Source organism: Streptomyces palmae, assembly GCF_004684805.1.
In the GTDB taxonomy this organism is placed as follows: Bacteria; Actinomycetota; Actinomycetes; order Streptomycetales; family Streptomycetaceae; genus Streptomyces; species Streptomyces palmae.
Map to the genome: position 1 here is coordinate 1 of NZ_SRID01000160.1, position 14,828 is coordinate 14,828.

Annotated in this window: 13 protein-coding genes and 1 pseudogene; 4 read left to right on the plus strand and 10 right to left on the minus strand. The window is 70.8% G+C overall.

The features are described 5' to 3' along the window. From E4099_RS17690 to E4099_RS17700, 3 genes are all read right to left on the minus strand, one after another. On the minus strand, positions 1 to 1,332 hold a 1,332-nt coding region (locus E4099_RS17690), incomplete at its 3' end, for an NAD(P)H-binding protein (protein WP_135340055.1). A gap of 245 nt (positions 1,333 to 1,577) precedes the next feature. Continuing rightward, positions 1,578 to 3,155: a GMC family oxidoreductase gene (locus E4099_RS17695; RefSeq protein ID WP_135340048.1), complete on the minus strand. Its 1,578-nt coding sequence runs from the start codon at positions 3,153 to 3,155 to the stop codon at positions 1,578 to 1,580. A 293-nt stretch (positions 3,156 to 3,448) separates the two neighbouring features. Beyond that, positions 3,449 to 3,883, minus strand: coding sequence for a DUF2690 domain-containing protein (locus E4099_RS17700; RefSeq protein WP_135340049.1), 435 nt, complete (start codon positions 3,881 to 3,883; stop codon positions 3,449 to 3,451). 414 nt (positions 3,884 to 4,297) lie between these two features. On the opposite strand from E4099_RS17700, the gene E4099_RS33035 reads away from it, so the two are divergent. Continuing rightward, entirely contained in the window at positions 4,298 to 4,459 is a 162-nt protein-coding gene (locus E4099_RS33035; protein ID WP_167828407.1) for a hypothetical protein, read from the plus strand. Positions 4,460 to 4,702: 243 nt separating this feature from the next. Here E4099_RS33035 and E4099_RS34235 read toward each other — a convergent pair whose 3' ends face one another. Then, the gene (locus E4099_RS34235; protein ID WP_245244942.1) at positions 4,703 to 5,086 is read right to left on the minus strand and encodes a hypothetical protein; all 384 of its coding nucleotides are present in this window, start codon (positions 5,084 to 5,086) and stop codon (positions 4,703 to 4,705) included. A 121-nt stretch (positions 5,087 to 5,207) separates the two neighbouring features. Here E4099_RS34235 and E4099_RS17705 point away from each other — a divergent pair, with 121 nt between their 5' ends. The 3 genes from E4099_RS17705 to E4099_RS17715 are packed head-to-tail and all read left to right on the plus strand — an operon-like array spanning position 5,208 to position 9,627. Next, positions 5,208 to 6,989 carry a type 2 lanthipeptide synthetase LanM gene (locus E4099_RS17705; protein WP_245244943.1) on the plus strand — a complete coding sequence of 594 codons (1,782 nt, stop codon included), beginning with the start codon at positions 5,208 to 5,210 and terminating at the stop codon, positions 6,987 to 6,989. After that, positions 6,986 to 8,287: a hypothetical protein gene (locus E4099_RS17710; RefSeq protein WP_209446645.1), complete on the plus strand. Its 1,302-nt coding sequence runs from the start codon at positions 6,986 to 6,988 to the stop codon at positions 8,285 to 8,287. Before E4099_RS17705 ends, E4099_RS17710 begins: the two co-directional genes overlap by 4 nt. Further along, on the plus strand, positions 8,284 to 9,627 hold the full coding sequence (locus E4099_RS17715) for a JmjC domain-containing protein (protein WP_135340050.1): 1,344 nt from the start codon (positions 8,284 to 8,286) through the stop codon (positions 9,625 to 9,627). Before E4099_RS17710 ends, E4099_RS17715 begins: the two co-directional genes overlap by 4 nt. Positions 9,628 to 9,819: 192 nt before the next feature. Here the strand turns inward: E4099_RS17715 and E4099_RS17720 are convergent, their stop codons facing one another. The 6 genes and pseudogenes from E4099_RS17720 to E4099_RS17745 all read right to left on the minus strand — a co-directional run. Next, positions 9,820 to 10,293: a hypothetical protein gene (locus E4099_RS17720; protein WP_245244944.1), complete on the minus strand. Its 474-nt coding sequence runs from the start codon at positions 10,291 to 10,293 to the stop codon at positions 9,820 to 9,822. Positions 10,294 to 10,296: 3 nt separating this feature from the next. Next, positions 10,297 to 11,646: a phage tail sheath family protein gene (locus E4099_RS17725; RefSeq protein WP_135340052.1), complete on the minus strand. Its 1,350-nt coding sequence runs from the start codon at positions 11,644 to 11,646 to the stop codon at positions 10,297 to 10,299. Between the two features lie 75 nt (positions 11,647 to 11,721). Next, entirely contained in the window at positions 11,722 to 12,162 is a 441-nt protein-coding gene (locus E4099_RS17730; protein ID WP_135340053.1) for a phage tail protein, read from the minus strand. A 33-nt stretch (positions 12,163 to 12,195) separates the two neighbouring features. Next, a complete protein-coding gene (locus tag E4099_RS17735; RefSeq protein WP_135340054.1) occupies positions 12,196 to 13,707 on the minus strand; it encodes a phage tail sheath family protein in 1,512 nt (503 codons plus the stop codon). A 482-nt stretch (positions 13,708 to 14,189) separates the two neighbouring features. Continuing rightward, entirely contained in the window at positions 14,190 to 14,540 is a 351-nt protein-coding gene (locus E4099_RS35210; protein WP_135340056.1) for an eCIS core domain-containing protein, read from the minus strand. Positions 14,541 to 14,571: 31 nt separating this feature from the next. Beyond that, a pseudogene (locus tag E4099_RS17745) lies at positions 14,572 to 14,828 on the minus strand (ATP-binding protein); the annotation flags it as partial.

The following is a 14,828-nucleotide window of genomic DNA, read 5'->3' on the forward strand; positions in this document are numbered from 1 at the left end:
GCGCCGACCCCGCCGCAGCCCCACCCCGCCCACCAGCCGGTCCAGCCAGCCGCGCGCCGCCCAGGCCAAGGGGAAGGAGTACCAGCCGTGCTCGCCACCGATGGCCTCGATGACCCGCCACAGGGCCGCGGGGGAGGCGTCCACGGCCAGCTCGCGCTCGTCGGTGTAGAGGCTGCCGCCGGCCCAGTCCGGGTCCGTGGGCAGGGGATCACTGGGTGCTCCGGGCACCGCGGCCGAGGACCAGCGGGTGGCGACATCGGCCTGGCGGACCCGTCGCAGGGCGAGGGACACCGCCTCGTCGAAGCCGAGTGGGGACCCGGGGGGATCGGGTACGTAGCGGGTGATGTCGTGGTCCTGGCACACCACTTCGTGCCGCAGCGACTCGGTCAGCGGCTTGGCGATCGAGGCCGGGACCGGGGTGACCAGCCCGACCCAGTAACTGGACAGCCGGGGCGTCAGCACGGGCACCGGCAGGATCAGCCGCCGCGGGAGCCCGGCCACCGCCGCGTACCGCTGCATCATCTCGCGGTAGGTCAGCACGTCCCGGCCGCCGATGTCGAAGGCGCGGTTCACCTCACCCGGCATTCGGGCACTGCCGACGAGCGCCCGCAGCACGTCCCGTACCGCGACGGGCTGGATGCGGGTACTCACCCAGCTGGGCGTGACCATGACCGGCAGGCGCTCGGTGAGGTAGCGCAGCATCTCGAAGGACGCCGAGCCGGAGCCGATGATGACCGCGGCCCGCAGGACCGTGGTCGGGACACCCGAGGCCAGCAGGATGCGGCCGACCTCGGCACGGGACCGCAGATGCGGCGACAGCCGGGCCGGCGGCACCCCCGCGGGGGTGAGGCCGCCCAGGTAGACGATCCGGCGCACCCCCGCCGCACGGGCCCGCTCGCCGAAGATCCGGGCCGCCGCCCGGTCGGCGTCCTCGAACCCTCGGCCGGTACCCAGCGCGTGAACCAGGTAGTACGCCACATCGACGCCGCGCAGGGCGGCGGCCACCGATGCCGCGTCGGTGACATCGCCCCGGACCACCTCGACGTCATCCGCCCAGGGATGATCGCGCAGCTTGCCCGGGGAGCGCGCGAGGCAGCGCACCCGGTGCCCCGCCTCCAGCAGCTCGGGCACCAGGCGTCCGCCGATGTAGCCGGTCGCCCCGGTGACCAGGCACCGCAGGCCGTCCGACGCACTCTCCTTCACCAAGGGTGCCTCCCTGTCCGTGGCCGCTGCCTCCAGCCTCCCGCGCGGCGTGCTCTTCCGCCCCTCGGGGCCCCGAGGGGGAGCGGAGGATACGGCGGAAGGGAAACGATCGCCACCGGACGGGGCCATTCGGGAGCGGAGCGCCTGCCGCTCCATGGCCGGCTCGGACGACGGGTGCAGGCCGGGTCGGGCTCTGGCTCATCGCTCGAGCCGGCCGCCGACCCGGGACCCGACTACCAGCCACTGCCGGATCTGTCAGGACCACAGGGCCCGGCGATGAACGGCCGGACCTCTTCGAGGCGTAGCCCTCGCGGGCCCGCCAGGGCCGGATCGTCAACCGCCCGCACCCGGACCGGCGTTTGACCGGCGCACCGTCACCTTGTCGACGCCGCGGATGCCGTACGGCCCAGGATGAGGTCGGCCGCCTTCTCCGCTGTCATGATGGTGGGCGCGTTGGTGTTTCCGCGCGGGACCGTCGGGAACACCGAGGCGTCGACGACCCGCAGGTCCGCCACGTCGAAGACGCGCAGCTCGGGGTCAACCACCGCGCCGATGGCGCAGCTCGAGGTCGGGTGGTACAGGGTCTGCCCGTGGGACTGCGTCCAGGCCAGGATGTCCGGGTAGGAGTCCGAGGCCGGCGCGTCGCCGAACGGCCCGGTGATGATGGAGGCCATCGCCCGCTGCGCCGCGATCTCCAGGGCGATCCGCATCCCGGCGACGATGCGGTCCCGGTCCTCGGGCGTCGTGAGGTAGTTGTGGAGGATCCGGGGCGCCGCGTCCGGGCGTGCGGAGCGCAGGGTCACCGCGCCGCGACTGGTCGGGGTGAGCACGCCCGGGCCGAAGGCGAAGCCGTGCTCGGTGGCCGCTCCGAGCCCGTCCTGGTGGAAGAGCACGGAGGCGGCATGGAACTGGAGGTCCGGGGCCTCCAGGTCGTCGCTGCTGTGGAAGAAGCCACCGGTTTCGGCGATGTTGGAGCTCAGGGGGCCGCGCCCCTGGCTCCGCAGCAGCGCGGCGTTCTCCGGGCTTGCCGCGTTGATGAGCGATTCGACGTCGGTGCGGAAGTTCAGCAGCGCCATGTAGTGGTCCTGCAGGCCCTGGCCGACCGGCAGATCACGGACCACGTCGATGCCGAAGGCGGCCAGGTCGGCCGCGGGCCCGATCCCGGACAGCATCAGCAGCTTCGGGGACTCGTAGGCACCCGCACACAGGATCACCTCGCGCTCGGCGCGGACCACCTCGACGGTGCCGTTCCGCTCCACGGCCACGCCCGTCGCCCGGCTGCCCTCGATTACCACGCGGTGGGCACGGGCCGAGGAGAGCACCGTGAGGTTCGGCCGTCCGAGGGCGGGGTGCAGAAAGGCAACGGCCGTGCTGCACCGCATGCCGTCGCGCTGCGTGAGCTGGTAGCGCCCGACACCGCTTTGCGTCGCGCCGTTGAAGTCGTCGTTCGTCTTGTACCCGGCCTGCTCGGCAGCCCGCAGGAAGGCCGAGCAGAGCGGGTGTTCGGACCTGCCGTCACTGACCGTCAGCGGCCCGCCCACGCCGTGGTACGCGTCCGCCCCGCGCTGGTTGTCCTCGGAGCGCCGGAAGTACGGCAGCACCTCGGCGTACGACCAGCCCGTCGCCCCGGCCGCCGCCCAGCCGTCGTAGTCGGCGCGGTTGCCCCGGATGTAGATCATCGCGTTCATCGAGCTGCAGCCGCCGAACATCCTGCCCCGTGACAGGACGGCTCGCCGCCCGCCGAGCCCCGGTTCCGGGTCCGAGTCGAAGTCCCAGTCGAGGTCGGTCTTGAACAGTTGGGGGAAGGCGGCCGGGATGTGGATCTCCGGTGCGGTGTCGGGGCCGCCCGCCTCGATCACCGCCACCCGGACACCAGGGTCCTCCGACAGCCGTGCCGCGAGCACGGAGCCGGCGGACCCGGCACCGACGATGACGTAGTCGTACGTGGCCATGCGAGTCTCCTTTGGGGGAGGAGTCCGGGAAGCCTGGTGCCGTCCCGGTGACCGGACGCGCACGACGGGATCCGCACCCGTACGAGGGCCGTGGAACGCGTGAGGGACGGGGAGGCGAAAAGGGCGACGCCCGCGGAGAGGCGCCGGCGCATCGTCCCCTCGGACGCGCCGTCTCTGCCGGACACCACCGCCTCGGCAGCGGGGCGAGCCTTGCGGCTGACGACCGCGCCGGGCTTGCCCGGGGCCGTCCGGCCGCGACCCTTTCAGCAGGGCCGACGGACGGTTCTTGGGGTTCAGTGCCAGCCGGTGCAGGACCAGCTGCCCCCTTGACCGTCATAGATCTCCACGCACGCGCGGTAGGCGTTGCTCGACCCGACCATCTGCGTGTACGCCTCGTGGGAGGGTGAGGCGTTCGCCGTGTACGACGCACCGCGCCGGATCTGGATCTTGAATCGCCATGAGCTGTTCGCCTTCTGGATCCGCGCCCAGGCGGCACTGCACCGGGACGAGTTGCGCAGCTGCACCTCCGGCCCGCCGCCCGCGGGCTGTACCCGGTCGATGACCTTGGCGCCGGAGCCGCATCCCTCGCGCTTGGGGTTCTTCCCCGTGCACGCGGAGCCCTTGCAGGCAGTCGGCGCCATGGCCTCGGCGGACAGGGCGGGGGCCAGGAGCAGCGCCGAGGTCAGGACAGCGGTGGCGAAGGGCAGAAGTGAACGACGAACAGCCATAGGGGCTCTCCTTCAGCAGACGAATGCCCGTGGTCCGGGATCTCCGGTGCGGGATGCTCGCTGTTGATGGTGACCTGGCCCGAGCCCACCGGAACCCTCGTAGGCCATCTACCACTCCACCGAGTGAGATCCTTCAGGGAGTTCACCCCGCTCGCTACATCAGACGGCCTTTCGTCCGGCCGCGCGAGATGCTTGACACGGTCTCGCGACCCCGGTGGCCCGGTTCACCGAACGTGCCCCGTTGTCCTTGGCGCAGCCAGGCGTTCGCATCGCCCACATGGGACGGGATCACCGGCCCCGACGGCTGTGCCTCCGCACCTCGCGCAGGATGTGCGCGGGCACTAACTAGGATCACCAACGCTCCATAGCATTAAGCGAGTTGGTCGACCGCACATCTGCAGAAGGAGGTCCGCCGTGAAGCAGAGCTTGCCCGCAGGGGCCATGCACGTACTGTCCGAGGTCCCGGACAACGAGGCCGAACTCGACCTTGTGATCGGTGACCTGGAGCAAGAGATACCGGCTCGTGCCTCGGCCGAAGCGACCACCTGCGCGAGGGTCTACTGCGCGCCGTTCTGACCGCTCGGCGCGAGACGTCGCCCGGTCCGCCGGGCGGCGTCTCGCACCACCTGCCCCGAGGATCGGCGCCGTATGACGAACGTGCTCTGGGAGATGGGACCCGCGGTCGTGGCGGACGATTCCAGCCCGCGGCTTCCGCCCGCGGCGCGGGAGATCGTGGAAGCGGTCCGCGCCGGCACGGCGAGTGGTCTCTTCCCGCCAGTACTGCGGAGTACCCCGGAAGGGGTACTGACCTCCGGACGGTCACTTGCCGGTGACGGCGACGCCCGATTGATCGCCCACACCCTTGCCCAGCCATGCTTCACACCGTTGCTCGCCCTTCTCACCAGCCTCGACACATGGTGCCGCGGTGCCCGGAGCCGCTACCGGCGCCATGTGGCGCCGGAAGTCCTCAAGGTCGCCAACGGAGAGCTGTTCGGACCGCTGATCACCGAGGTCTTCACCGGCTGCACGGCGGCACCCGAAGCGCGTCCCGGCGGTCGTCCGTACGCCGGCGACGCCCACGGAGCCCATGACCGAGACGGTGAGCTCGGCCGTGTCGTCGAGGAACGCCGCTGGGATCGGCTCGGCCGCCAGTACCTGGACTTCCTCGACCTCTTCCTGCGACGGCTCCGCCGCGACCTGCACTCCTGCTGGTTCGACGACCCGGCACTGCGCCCGGCCCCTGACGGGCCTTCGGGCGCACGGAGCGGAGAGCCACAACGGGGGCCAGCGGGTGCTGCGGCTGCGGATGGACGGTGGCGGACACGTGGCCTACAAACCTCGGCCGGCCGCCGGCGAGGCGCTGTTCCTCGCCGAGAGCTCCCCCGACGCGCCGCAGTCGGTCTTCCAACTCCTCAACACCCTGCCACCGGCGTCCGGACCGGTTCAGCTGCCGCTGCTGCGCCACCGCAGCGGACGGGGCCGTGACCGGCACGCCTATTCCTGGCAGGAATGGATCGAACCACCCCGGCAGTGGGGCACCATCCGCCGTTCGCCGCGGCTGCGGCTTCTCGGCACCCGGCTGGGCCCGCGTGAGGCCACCCGCTTCTGGCACCGTGCCGGTTCGCTCACCGCGGCCTGCTTCGGTTTCGGGATCGCCGATCTCGGCGAGGGCAATGTGCTGGCGGGCACCCGGCCCGGAGCGAGCGCACCGCTCCTCTACCCCGTCGACCTGGAGATCTTCCTCTCGCCGATGCGCCGCCTCCACGAGACGGGGCTGATCACCGCTCCGGACGGCACCGGCCACCACCACCCGGGCCTGGAGAAGACCGCCCGCTGGTGCACCGTGGACGGACCGGCGGCGTACTTCACGACCGACCGTGACGGCGGCCTGCGACTGCGCGCCCGACGCACACCCTGCGCCCGGCCCGACACCCGCAACGTGGTGGCCGACACCTGCGGTCGCACCGGCTACGGGCCGTATCTCCCGGCCTTCCTGCGGGGCATGTTCGATGCCTGGACCCTGATGTGCCGCAACCGGAAGCGCCTGAACGAGGCCGTCGCCGACCGTGCGACGCGGCGCTTCGTCCGCGTACTGCCGCACCCGACAGCGGTGTACACCGACGTTCTCGACGGCGAACTGCTCACCGGGAAACCCGGTCACGACGCGTTCACACTGGCCGAGCGCGAGCAACTGGACCGCGGCGACGTCCCATACTTCTTCCGCGCCACGAGCGGCGGACCGCTGCTGGCCATGGAGCCGCCGCCCCGAGCGTCCGGCTTCGCCGCCGTCGCAGACCCGGCCCCGGCCGGGACCGGTGACACACCACCGGCTCAGGACACCTTGCGACTGGACCTCGCCGGACTCGGCATCGCCCTGCGGGACGCCGTGGAGTACGTCTTCGATGACCTGGAACCCGGCGACTTCAACGACCCCGCGCAGGGGACCCGGATCCAGCTGACCAGTGCCTGCGAAGGACAAGTCACCTTCGACTGGCGGCAGGTCGGCCGGCGGATCACGTACAGCTGGGACCGTACGACCGTGCGGCTGCGGATCGATCCCTTCCGCGTGACGCCCCGGGACCCCGCGATCGGGAGACGGCTGATCCGTCTGGACCGGGTGGACGCCGTGCTGCGCGAACGCTGGACGGCCGGCGAATTCACCGACACCGGGACCGAGGAGCGCCTGCGCAAGCTCACCGACGCCGGGCTGGCCTGGCTGGTGGACGTGATCCACGAACACGGCTGGCCGGGACACATGCTCGTGGGCCGGCGCGCCGCCGAGGCCGCCTGCCGACTCGTCCAGCACGCCGAGGGACCTCCTGACGTGTTGCGCGCATGCCTGGCGCGGATGGAACAGGCCGCAGCCGACGGCGACATCCCCTGGCGGCACGTGGCCTGCACCACCGATGCGATACGGCTGGTCGAGGGCAGGCCTCAGCTGTACGGGACGAAATTCCGGCGAGGAGCGGGCGGTCTCGAACCGTGCCCGATCGAGCGGCCCGAGGAGGTCGACGAACGCCGCCGGCGGCTCGGGATGGAACCGCTGGCCCGATACGCCGTGCGTCTGCGCCACCGCTTCCCGGAGACGACCGCGGAGGACGCGTGAACACCACCGTCTGGGATCACCTCGCCATGCACCACCGGGAGGGTTCCGCCGCGATGCTGCGGGTCTGGGACAGCGGGAGGGACGTTCCTCCGGTGGACGACCGGCTCGTGTACCGGACGATGGCCTCCGCCGCCGCGCCGTTCCGGGCCGGCACGCGCTTCCGCGCCCTACCCGATGTCCGGTTCCTGGTCGAGGGCGGTTCCATCGCAGCCCCCGGGGACCTGCTGCCCGACCCGGAGGATTCGAGCGCCGCGGAGTACGAGCGGCGGCTGGACGCCCGGATGCCCGGCCAGGGTCGGCTGCTCGTCGTGGAACAGCCGCTGCTGCTGGACTACGAACTCTGGTCGCAGACCCGTCGGCTGATCGATCCGCTGTGGCAGCGGATCGGCACTCCGGTCCTGCCGGTGGTCACCGAGCTGCTGGCCGGCGGCGGGATCACCGTGGCCGCCGACCCCGAGGTGGCGGACACTCACGCGACGCTCACCCTCGTGCTGGCCGGCGGCCTCACGGTCCGGCCGGGAGCGGACGGCGGCGGTGGCGACGCCCCGGCCGTCCAGGCGACCGCGGGGCAAGCGGTGTACCGCCCCGCCGGCCCTCGTGCCGAAGTGGGCCACCTGCCAGGCACCCTGGCCCTCAGGCTCCGTATCCCGGTAGCCCCCCGACTGCTGCACCGGGCCGTGGAGGACGTGGTGTCCGGCTTGCTGCAGGAGCGCAGGTACGGAGGAGAGGACGACGCCGTGCCGTACCTGGCCTATCCGCCCGTCGAGGACCGGTGGGGAGCCACGCCGGACGTGCTTCCGCTGGCGGCCACCGCGGCGGCCCTGATGCAGGAGTGCGAGGGCCCGCGGCTGGAACGGGTGCTGCGCATCCTGTCGGCCCGGAGGGCCAGTGCCGGAGGGCTGGAGCCCGTACCACCACCACGACAGAGCCCGCCGCCCGAGGCCGCCCACGCGGTCCGGACCACCGCTCCGGTGCTGCGCATGCCGGACGGCGACGACTGGATATGGGCGGTCAACGGCCATGCCTTCGCGCTGCGCGGCAAGCTGGGAGAACTGCTGCTGGAGCGTCTGGGGGAGGTCACCGACGCCGCGCCCACCGTCGATGACCTGTGCCGGCAGTTCCCGCGGTCCGCCCATGCCGGAGTGCTCGCCCTGCTGCGGAAGCTGCACGCTCTGCGCGCCGTCGACCTGGTGGACGCCCCGACGGACGGTGTGCCGCGGCAGCGGTCGTCCAGGGGCGCCGGGACCGCTGCGACCGCGGACGGCGCGTCACGGCCGGGAAGGGAGCGAACCGCATGAGCGCGCCGCTGACCGTGGTGAACGACGCGTTCGACTGGCGGACGTTCACCGAACGGCACTGGGACCGGGGCCCCGTGCTCTACCGGTCGGTGAATCCCGCCCCCTTCGTCGAGGCGGAGGTGTTCGCGGCGGCCACCGCAGCCTGCCGGGCCGGCGACGGCTCGACCCCTGTGCCGCCGACCGCGGGCCTCACCGTCGAAAGGGAGCAGCGGACCCACCCGCGACCGCTGCTGCCGCGCGACGCCGACGGTTCCTTCGAAGGCTATGGGGAACGGCTCTCCGGAGAACTGACCGGGCGCCGCCACGCCCTGGTCATCAGCGGATTCCACTCCTTCGACTTCGCGTTGTGGAGACGGGAACGGGAGTTCTACGCGGGGCTGTGGGAGATCGTCGGACTGCCGCTCACCGGTGCCATCACCACGCTCTTCCACGGGACGTACGAGCACAGTCCCGTCGGTGTCCACAAGGACCGCTTCGCCACCTTCATGTTCGGACTCAAGGGCCGCAAGCGGATGCGTTTCTGGCCGCGCCGCCCCTGGGACGAGCCGGTGTCGACGGTGCTGGACTACGCCCGGTACCGGGCGGGCTCCTTCGAGGCGGAGGTCGGTCCCGGGGACCTTCTGTACTGGCCCTCGGGCTACTACCACGTCGGGGAGAGCGCCGGACCGGAGGCAGCCACCAGCGTGAACGTCGGCGTTCCACGTGAGGAACACCAAGCCGGGTACGAACTGGAGGACCTCTTGATCGACCTCGACCCGGCGGCACTGACCGGCCGCCGCGGCCCCGACAGCCTACTGACGCCGGTGGACGCCCCGATGTTCTCCCCGACCCCTGGACCGGACGGCCTCCTGCCACCCGAACTGCCCGAGGGACTGCGGCGTTCGATGGACGCCTTCCGGCAGTTCGGCGCGCCGCGCACGGTGGGGGACCGTGCCACCGCCGTCTCGCTGCGCCGCTGGACGGCCGGCGGATTCGAGCCGGTTCCAGAGCCGACCGGGTTGCGGAGGCTGACGGACGAGTCGGTGATCGAGGCGGATCCACCACACCCGATTCGCTGGGCCCCGCTCGGCGCGACGGACACCGCGAGCACGGTCTGCGCCGCCAACGGCCATGACACGACGACCGCGGCGAGCCCTTCCGAGGTGGCGCGGCTGCTCGATCCGCTCCTGTCGGGGAAGCGGGTCCTGGTGGGGGACCTGCTGAGCGGATTCAGGCCCTCGCGGACCGCCGTGCCGGAGGACGCCGCGCGGCTGTCCGCCGAGCGGGAGGGGGTGCGGCGGTTGCTGGAGAGACTGGAGAGCTTCCGGGGTCTGACTCGCGTGCGGACTTCCGGAGCCTGACGGCCACACCTCCGGCGCGGCTACCGGGAATCCGGACCACGCGGGAGACGATCCGCCGCGGATCGCGGGATCGGAACGGGCCGCTCGAACCCCAGCGAATCGGGCGGAGTTGGCCGGCAACTACGCGTCCGGTGCTGGAGGGAGAGGTCATCGCCGACACGGCTCAGGATGCCTTTGCTCACCGGCAAGAGGTCAGTTTCCGGCGTGGACGGTGCGTTGTGCGGCAGACCGCAGGTCGGCTCTTCCTTCGTAGGGTCCGGCGGGGTCCTCGGCGGGTGGGTTCTTTGTCTTGTCTTTGGCTTTCAAGTCCACGCGGAAGTGGAATTCCACCGGGCCGCCGTTCACCACCACCTGGATTCCCCCGGTCCGGAGTCTGCCCGTGTGGTGAACGGCGTCCAGCTTGAACGTCACGGTTCCGCTGCCGGGCACGGTGAACGCTCCGGCGGTGTAGCGGATGCCGCTGAGGGAGACGCTGGTGATGTCGGAGGGGACGCATACCGTCCCGCCCTGCGCCTGGAACCCTCCCGAGCCGGAGAGCGTCGTGGTGGGAGGCAGCATGAGCTGACCGCTGGCAGGCGGCGTACGGCTGGTCAGGGTGGGTTGGCACACGAGGGTGTCTCCCGCCCGTACGACGTCCACGAGCCGGGACCGCGGGTTCCCGGTCATGGCCTAGCCGGCCTGGCCGGGTTGGCCGCTGATCTGGGTGATGGTGAAGTGGACGAATTCGGCTGGCCGGACGGGTGCCACCCAGATGTCGCAGACGACCTTGCCCTGGTCGATGGTGGCCTGGGGGTTGGTATCCCCGTCGCACTTCACGAGGAAGGCTTCCTCGGGGGTACGGCCGAACAACGCGCCTTGCCGCCATTGGTCGGTGAGGAAGCTGGAGACGGAGTGGCGGAGCGTGGCCCACAGCCGTTCGTCGTTCGGCTCGAACACCGCCCAGGTGGAGGAGAGGCGGATGGAGTCGGCGAGGAAGCACACGAGCCGGCGGACGTTGAGGTAGACCCAGTCGCGGTCGGTGGAGCGGGTGCGGGCGCCCCAGACGAGCATCCCCTGGCCGGGGAAGACCCGCAGGCAGTTGACCCCGCGTTCGTTCAGTCGTCCCTGGTCGCCATCGGTGAGAGGGGACCTCAGGTCGAGTACGCCGCGGAGGTTGAGGTTCGCCGGCGCCTTGAACACTCCGCGTTCGGTGTCGGTGCGCGCCCAGGCGCCGGCGATGTGGCCGCAAGGGGGTACCGTGCGGCTGACGCCGTCCACCCCGGGAGTCTGGAGCCAGGGGTGGTAGAAGGTGCTGAACGCGGCGTCGTCACCGCTGGTCGGGAGCCCGGTGTCCACGAAGGTCTCCACCTCGCTCGGGGTCTTGCCCTCGGGCGGTTCGAAGATTCCGAGGCGGTCGCGCATGGTCACGCAGTGCTGGACGACTCTGCTGATGAGGGTCCTGCCGATGTCCTCGTTGGGGTGCGGCCGGGTGCCCTCCTTGGGGAGCGCCGCGGTCATGTCCCACAGACTGGGCACGGCGACCATGGCGACTTCCGGCACGCTGAGCAGGCCGTCGAGTCCGGTGCGAAGCTCGACGTCGCCGCCGAGCGTCTTCTCGTCGACCGCGTTTTCGGGGTTGAGGAATCCTACGATGCAGGCATCGGTGCCTCCGTTGGCGAAAAACCCGTACACGGCTTCGGCCAGGACCAGGCAGCGTCCGAGGGCGTTGACGCTCTTGCGGAGCGACGCCTGCTTCTCCGTGTCGGTCTCCTGGTCGAGTTCCCGCTGGGTCCGTTTCAGTTCGGCGGACAGGCCGGCGATACTGTAGCGGTCGGCGAACTCTTTCCAGCTGCGCACTCGTTGCGGCACCGTGCGTTCGGCCTCGGTGAACGGCGGCAGTGTCTGGTCGGGGTCTTCGGTCCCAGCTGTACGGGTGTAGCCGAGGAAGGCCGCCGTGGTGGTACCGGCACCGACGATGGTCCGCACGCCGCTGGGACGTTCGGTGACGTAGACACCGGGCGCCTGCGCTGGGGTGGTCATGAGATCTCCGGGTGCTGTGGGCGACGTGGAGCGGGCTGTTGCGGGACGCGGCGGGCGCGGAGGACGGCCGGGGCGTTACTCGATGGTGATGTCCTCGTAGGTGATGGTGACCTCCTCGAGGGCGCTTTCCGAGCTGGCCGCGCCGAGGGAGGGCCCCTGCCACCGGGAGGCCCACGCGTTGCTGAGGTGAATGCGCCGGACGGTCTGTTTCTGCGCGTCCATGAGGGAGATCGTGATGTTCTGCCGGGCGGCGGCCAGGTCGGCGTCGACCAGCGTCGCCTTGATCCAGTCGGTGAAGGCCGTGCTCTTGTCCATGCCCCGGGTGACGGTGATCTCCCCGGTGCGGCGGGAACCGGGCTGCTTGCGCACCACCACCTCACCGGTGGGGGAGACCTGCCGGGTCTCCACGACATCCTGTTCCAGGCTCAGGCCGGAGACGTTCTGCACGGTCTCCACCTGGAACTTGCCGAGTTCGATGGCGAATCTGCTGTTGAGGATGGTGTCGCCAGTCAGCACGGGATCACTCCTGTCCGTTCGTCGATGTCAGGGTCACCCGGTCTGGCCCGGCCGGCCGGTGATCTGGGTGATGGTGAAGTGCACGAACTCCGCCGGCCGGACCGGTGCCACCCCGATATCGCAGATCACCTTGCCCTGGTCGATCGTCTCGGGCGTGTTGCTGGTCCCGTCGCACGTCACGGAGAACGCCTCCTGCGTGGTGCGGCCCTGCAGCGCGCCTCGCCGCCACTGGTCGGTCAAGAAGGTCTCCACGGAGTACCGCAACGTGGCCCACAGCCGCTCGTCGTTCGGCTCGAACACGGCCCAGGTGGAGGAGGTCCGGATGGACTCGGCCAAGAAGCACACCAGCCGACGCACGTTCAGGTACTTCCAGTCCCGGCTCGTCGAGCGGGTGCGGGCACCCCACACCAGGTATCCCTGGCCGGGGAGGGAGCGCAGGCAGTTCACGCCCAGTTCGTTCAACTCGCCCTGCACGGGGTCGGTCAGCAGCGTCGGCAGGCCGGTGATCCCTCGGAGGTTCTGGTTGGCCGGGGCTTTGAACACCCCGCGTTCGGCGTCGGTGCGCGCCCATACCCCGGCGACGTGGCCGCAGACGGGGACCTCGGTCTCCACTTCCCGGACTGTGCCGATCACGGTGGCCCACGGGTAGTACACGGTGGTGAAGGCGGCGTCCTCGTCGGTCCGGGGAAGCTTGTCGATGAACGCCCGCAGGGCGGCCGTGCTCCGCGTCGGCGGCGGGTCCACGATCGCCACCCGGTCGCACATCTCGACGCAGTGCGCCACCACCAGCTGCACGTACTGGATTCCGACAGCCTCCTGCGGGCCGAGCGTCCATAGGTCCGGCACGGCCACCATGGACACCTCCCTGACGAACTTCAGGCCCGCCAGTCCGGTGCGCTTGTCGGGATCGCCGGCGAGTTCCTGGGCAAGCTCCTTCTTCGCGGACAGGGGAACGATGTAGCAGGACGCCCCGCCGTTGGCGAAGAACCCGGACACCGCGTCCGCCAGCCTCCAGTTCTCCGCGCCCGAGAGCCCCGTGACGATGGAATTCCAGCTGGTGACCTTCTCACCGGCGGCGATGAGCCCGTCGCCCGCCACGCCGACCTTCCGGTACGCCTCCTCGGCAGCCCCGGGGATCTCGCCCTCCAGGGCCTTCAGCGTGCCCTGCTCCTCTTCGGTGATCTCGCCGTTCCACCGCTTCTGGTTGAGCTCCTTGAGCCTGGTGATCTTCTCCGGGGGCATTTTCTCCGCGAGCTTGCGGAAGCTCTCCCACAGAGCGTCGACCGAATCCTGCGCGAGGCGATTCGCGTCTTCTGCCAGCCGGAGCTTTTCCTTGGCCTCGACGAGCCCCTGCGGATACCAGAACAGGTCTACGAACTCCCGCCAGCCACGTACCAGGACCGGCGGACCGGACTCCTGGCCGTCCGGCGATTTCAGCGTGTACCCCAGGAAAGCGGGCGTCGAGGTACCCGAGCCGGAGATGGTCCGCATCCCGCTGGGTACTTCCTTCACATAGACACCGGGGGCCAGTGCGGCAGACGACATTCAAAGCCCTTCCCGAATCGGCGACCCGAGCCCACTGACCCGCGGGACACGTCCCACGCGAAACCAGCCGGACACGATCGGTGCCCTCGTCCTCCGGTGCCATCGAACGAGACACCTCCGACACACGCGAATCCCGGCCCCGAAACGCGAAGATTCCCCCACGGAAAACTCTCCAGCCTCCCCGTAAAGGCCTGCAGTCGCAGCCAACCACGCCGAACACGCCCCATCCGTCTCGACACACTCGGACTCCCTCGAACGCGGTAACCAAGAATCCGGGACACACAGGATCGAATGACATCCGCCCACGGGCTCAGTGCGAGGGCGGTGTCACTGCGGACCGCCAGAGGTCGAAGGACCAGGCTGGTCGGGGTCCGTGTCGTAGGCCGAATGACGTCCGAAAGTGGGAAACATCTCTTTCCCGGCGTCCTTCGCCGCCGCCCCTGCGGCCTTTCCCTCGGCGTAGACATCACGGGCGTACATCGTCAGCCAAGCGTAAGTGGCCGCACTCTCCACATCTCTGCGTGCGGGGTCGTCCAGGCGCATGCGGTCCAACCTCTCGAGCAGGCTCGCCAGATGTGCCTCCTGCCGCGCGTAGTCCAGGTTGTCCCGCCGCGTACCGCGTGGTCCTGGCTTTGTGCGAGCAGCGCCTGCCCGGGGCCGGTGTGGGGCGCGTAGGCGCCGGCGGCGAACACCATGTGGTGGCCGCTGGTGAACGCCTCCGCTCCGAGCGCCTGCGCGGCGCTGTTCGCCTGCGCCCCGGTATGGATCCGGGCCCCGCGCAGGTCCGCGGCCAGCCTGCAGCCTGCCCTCCAGCAGGCGCCGCGTGCTGGGATCGAGGAGGCGGTACGAGGGCGGGCGCCGGGCCTATCGTGCTGGGGCGGAGCCTGCGGGCGGTGCGGTGGCGGCGCGGTGGGTGCCGAAGGTGTCGCTGTCGATGAACCGGCCGAGTTTGCGGTATTCGGTCTCGATGGCGTCGATGAGGTCGTGGGTGGTCACGGGGGTGCCGCGGTCGGCCGCGCGGTAGGCGGCGGTGACGGCACAGGAGCGGATGGATCCGCCGGCGAGCGGGAAGGCGTCGGCGACGCGGTCGAGGTCCAGGTCGGGGGTGCGGGGGGTGTGGG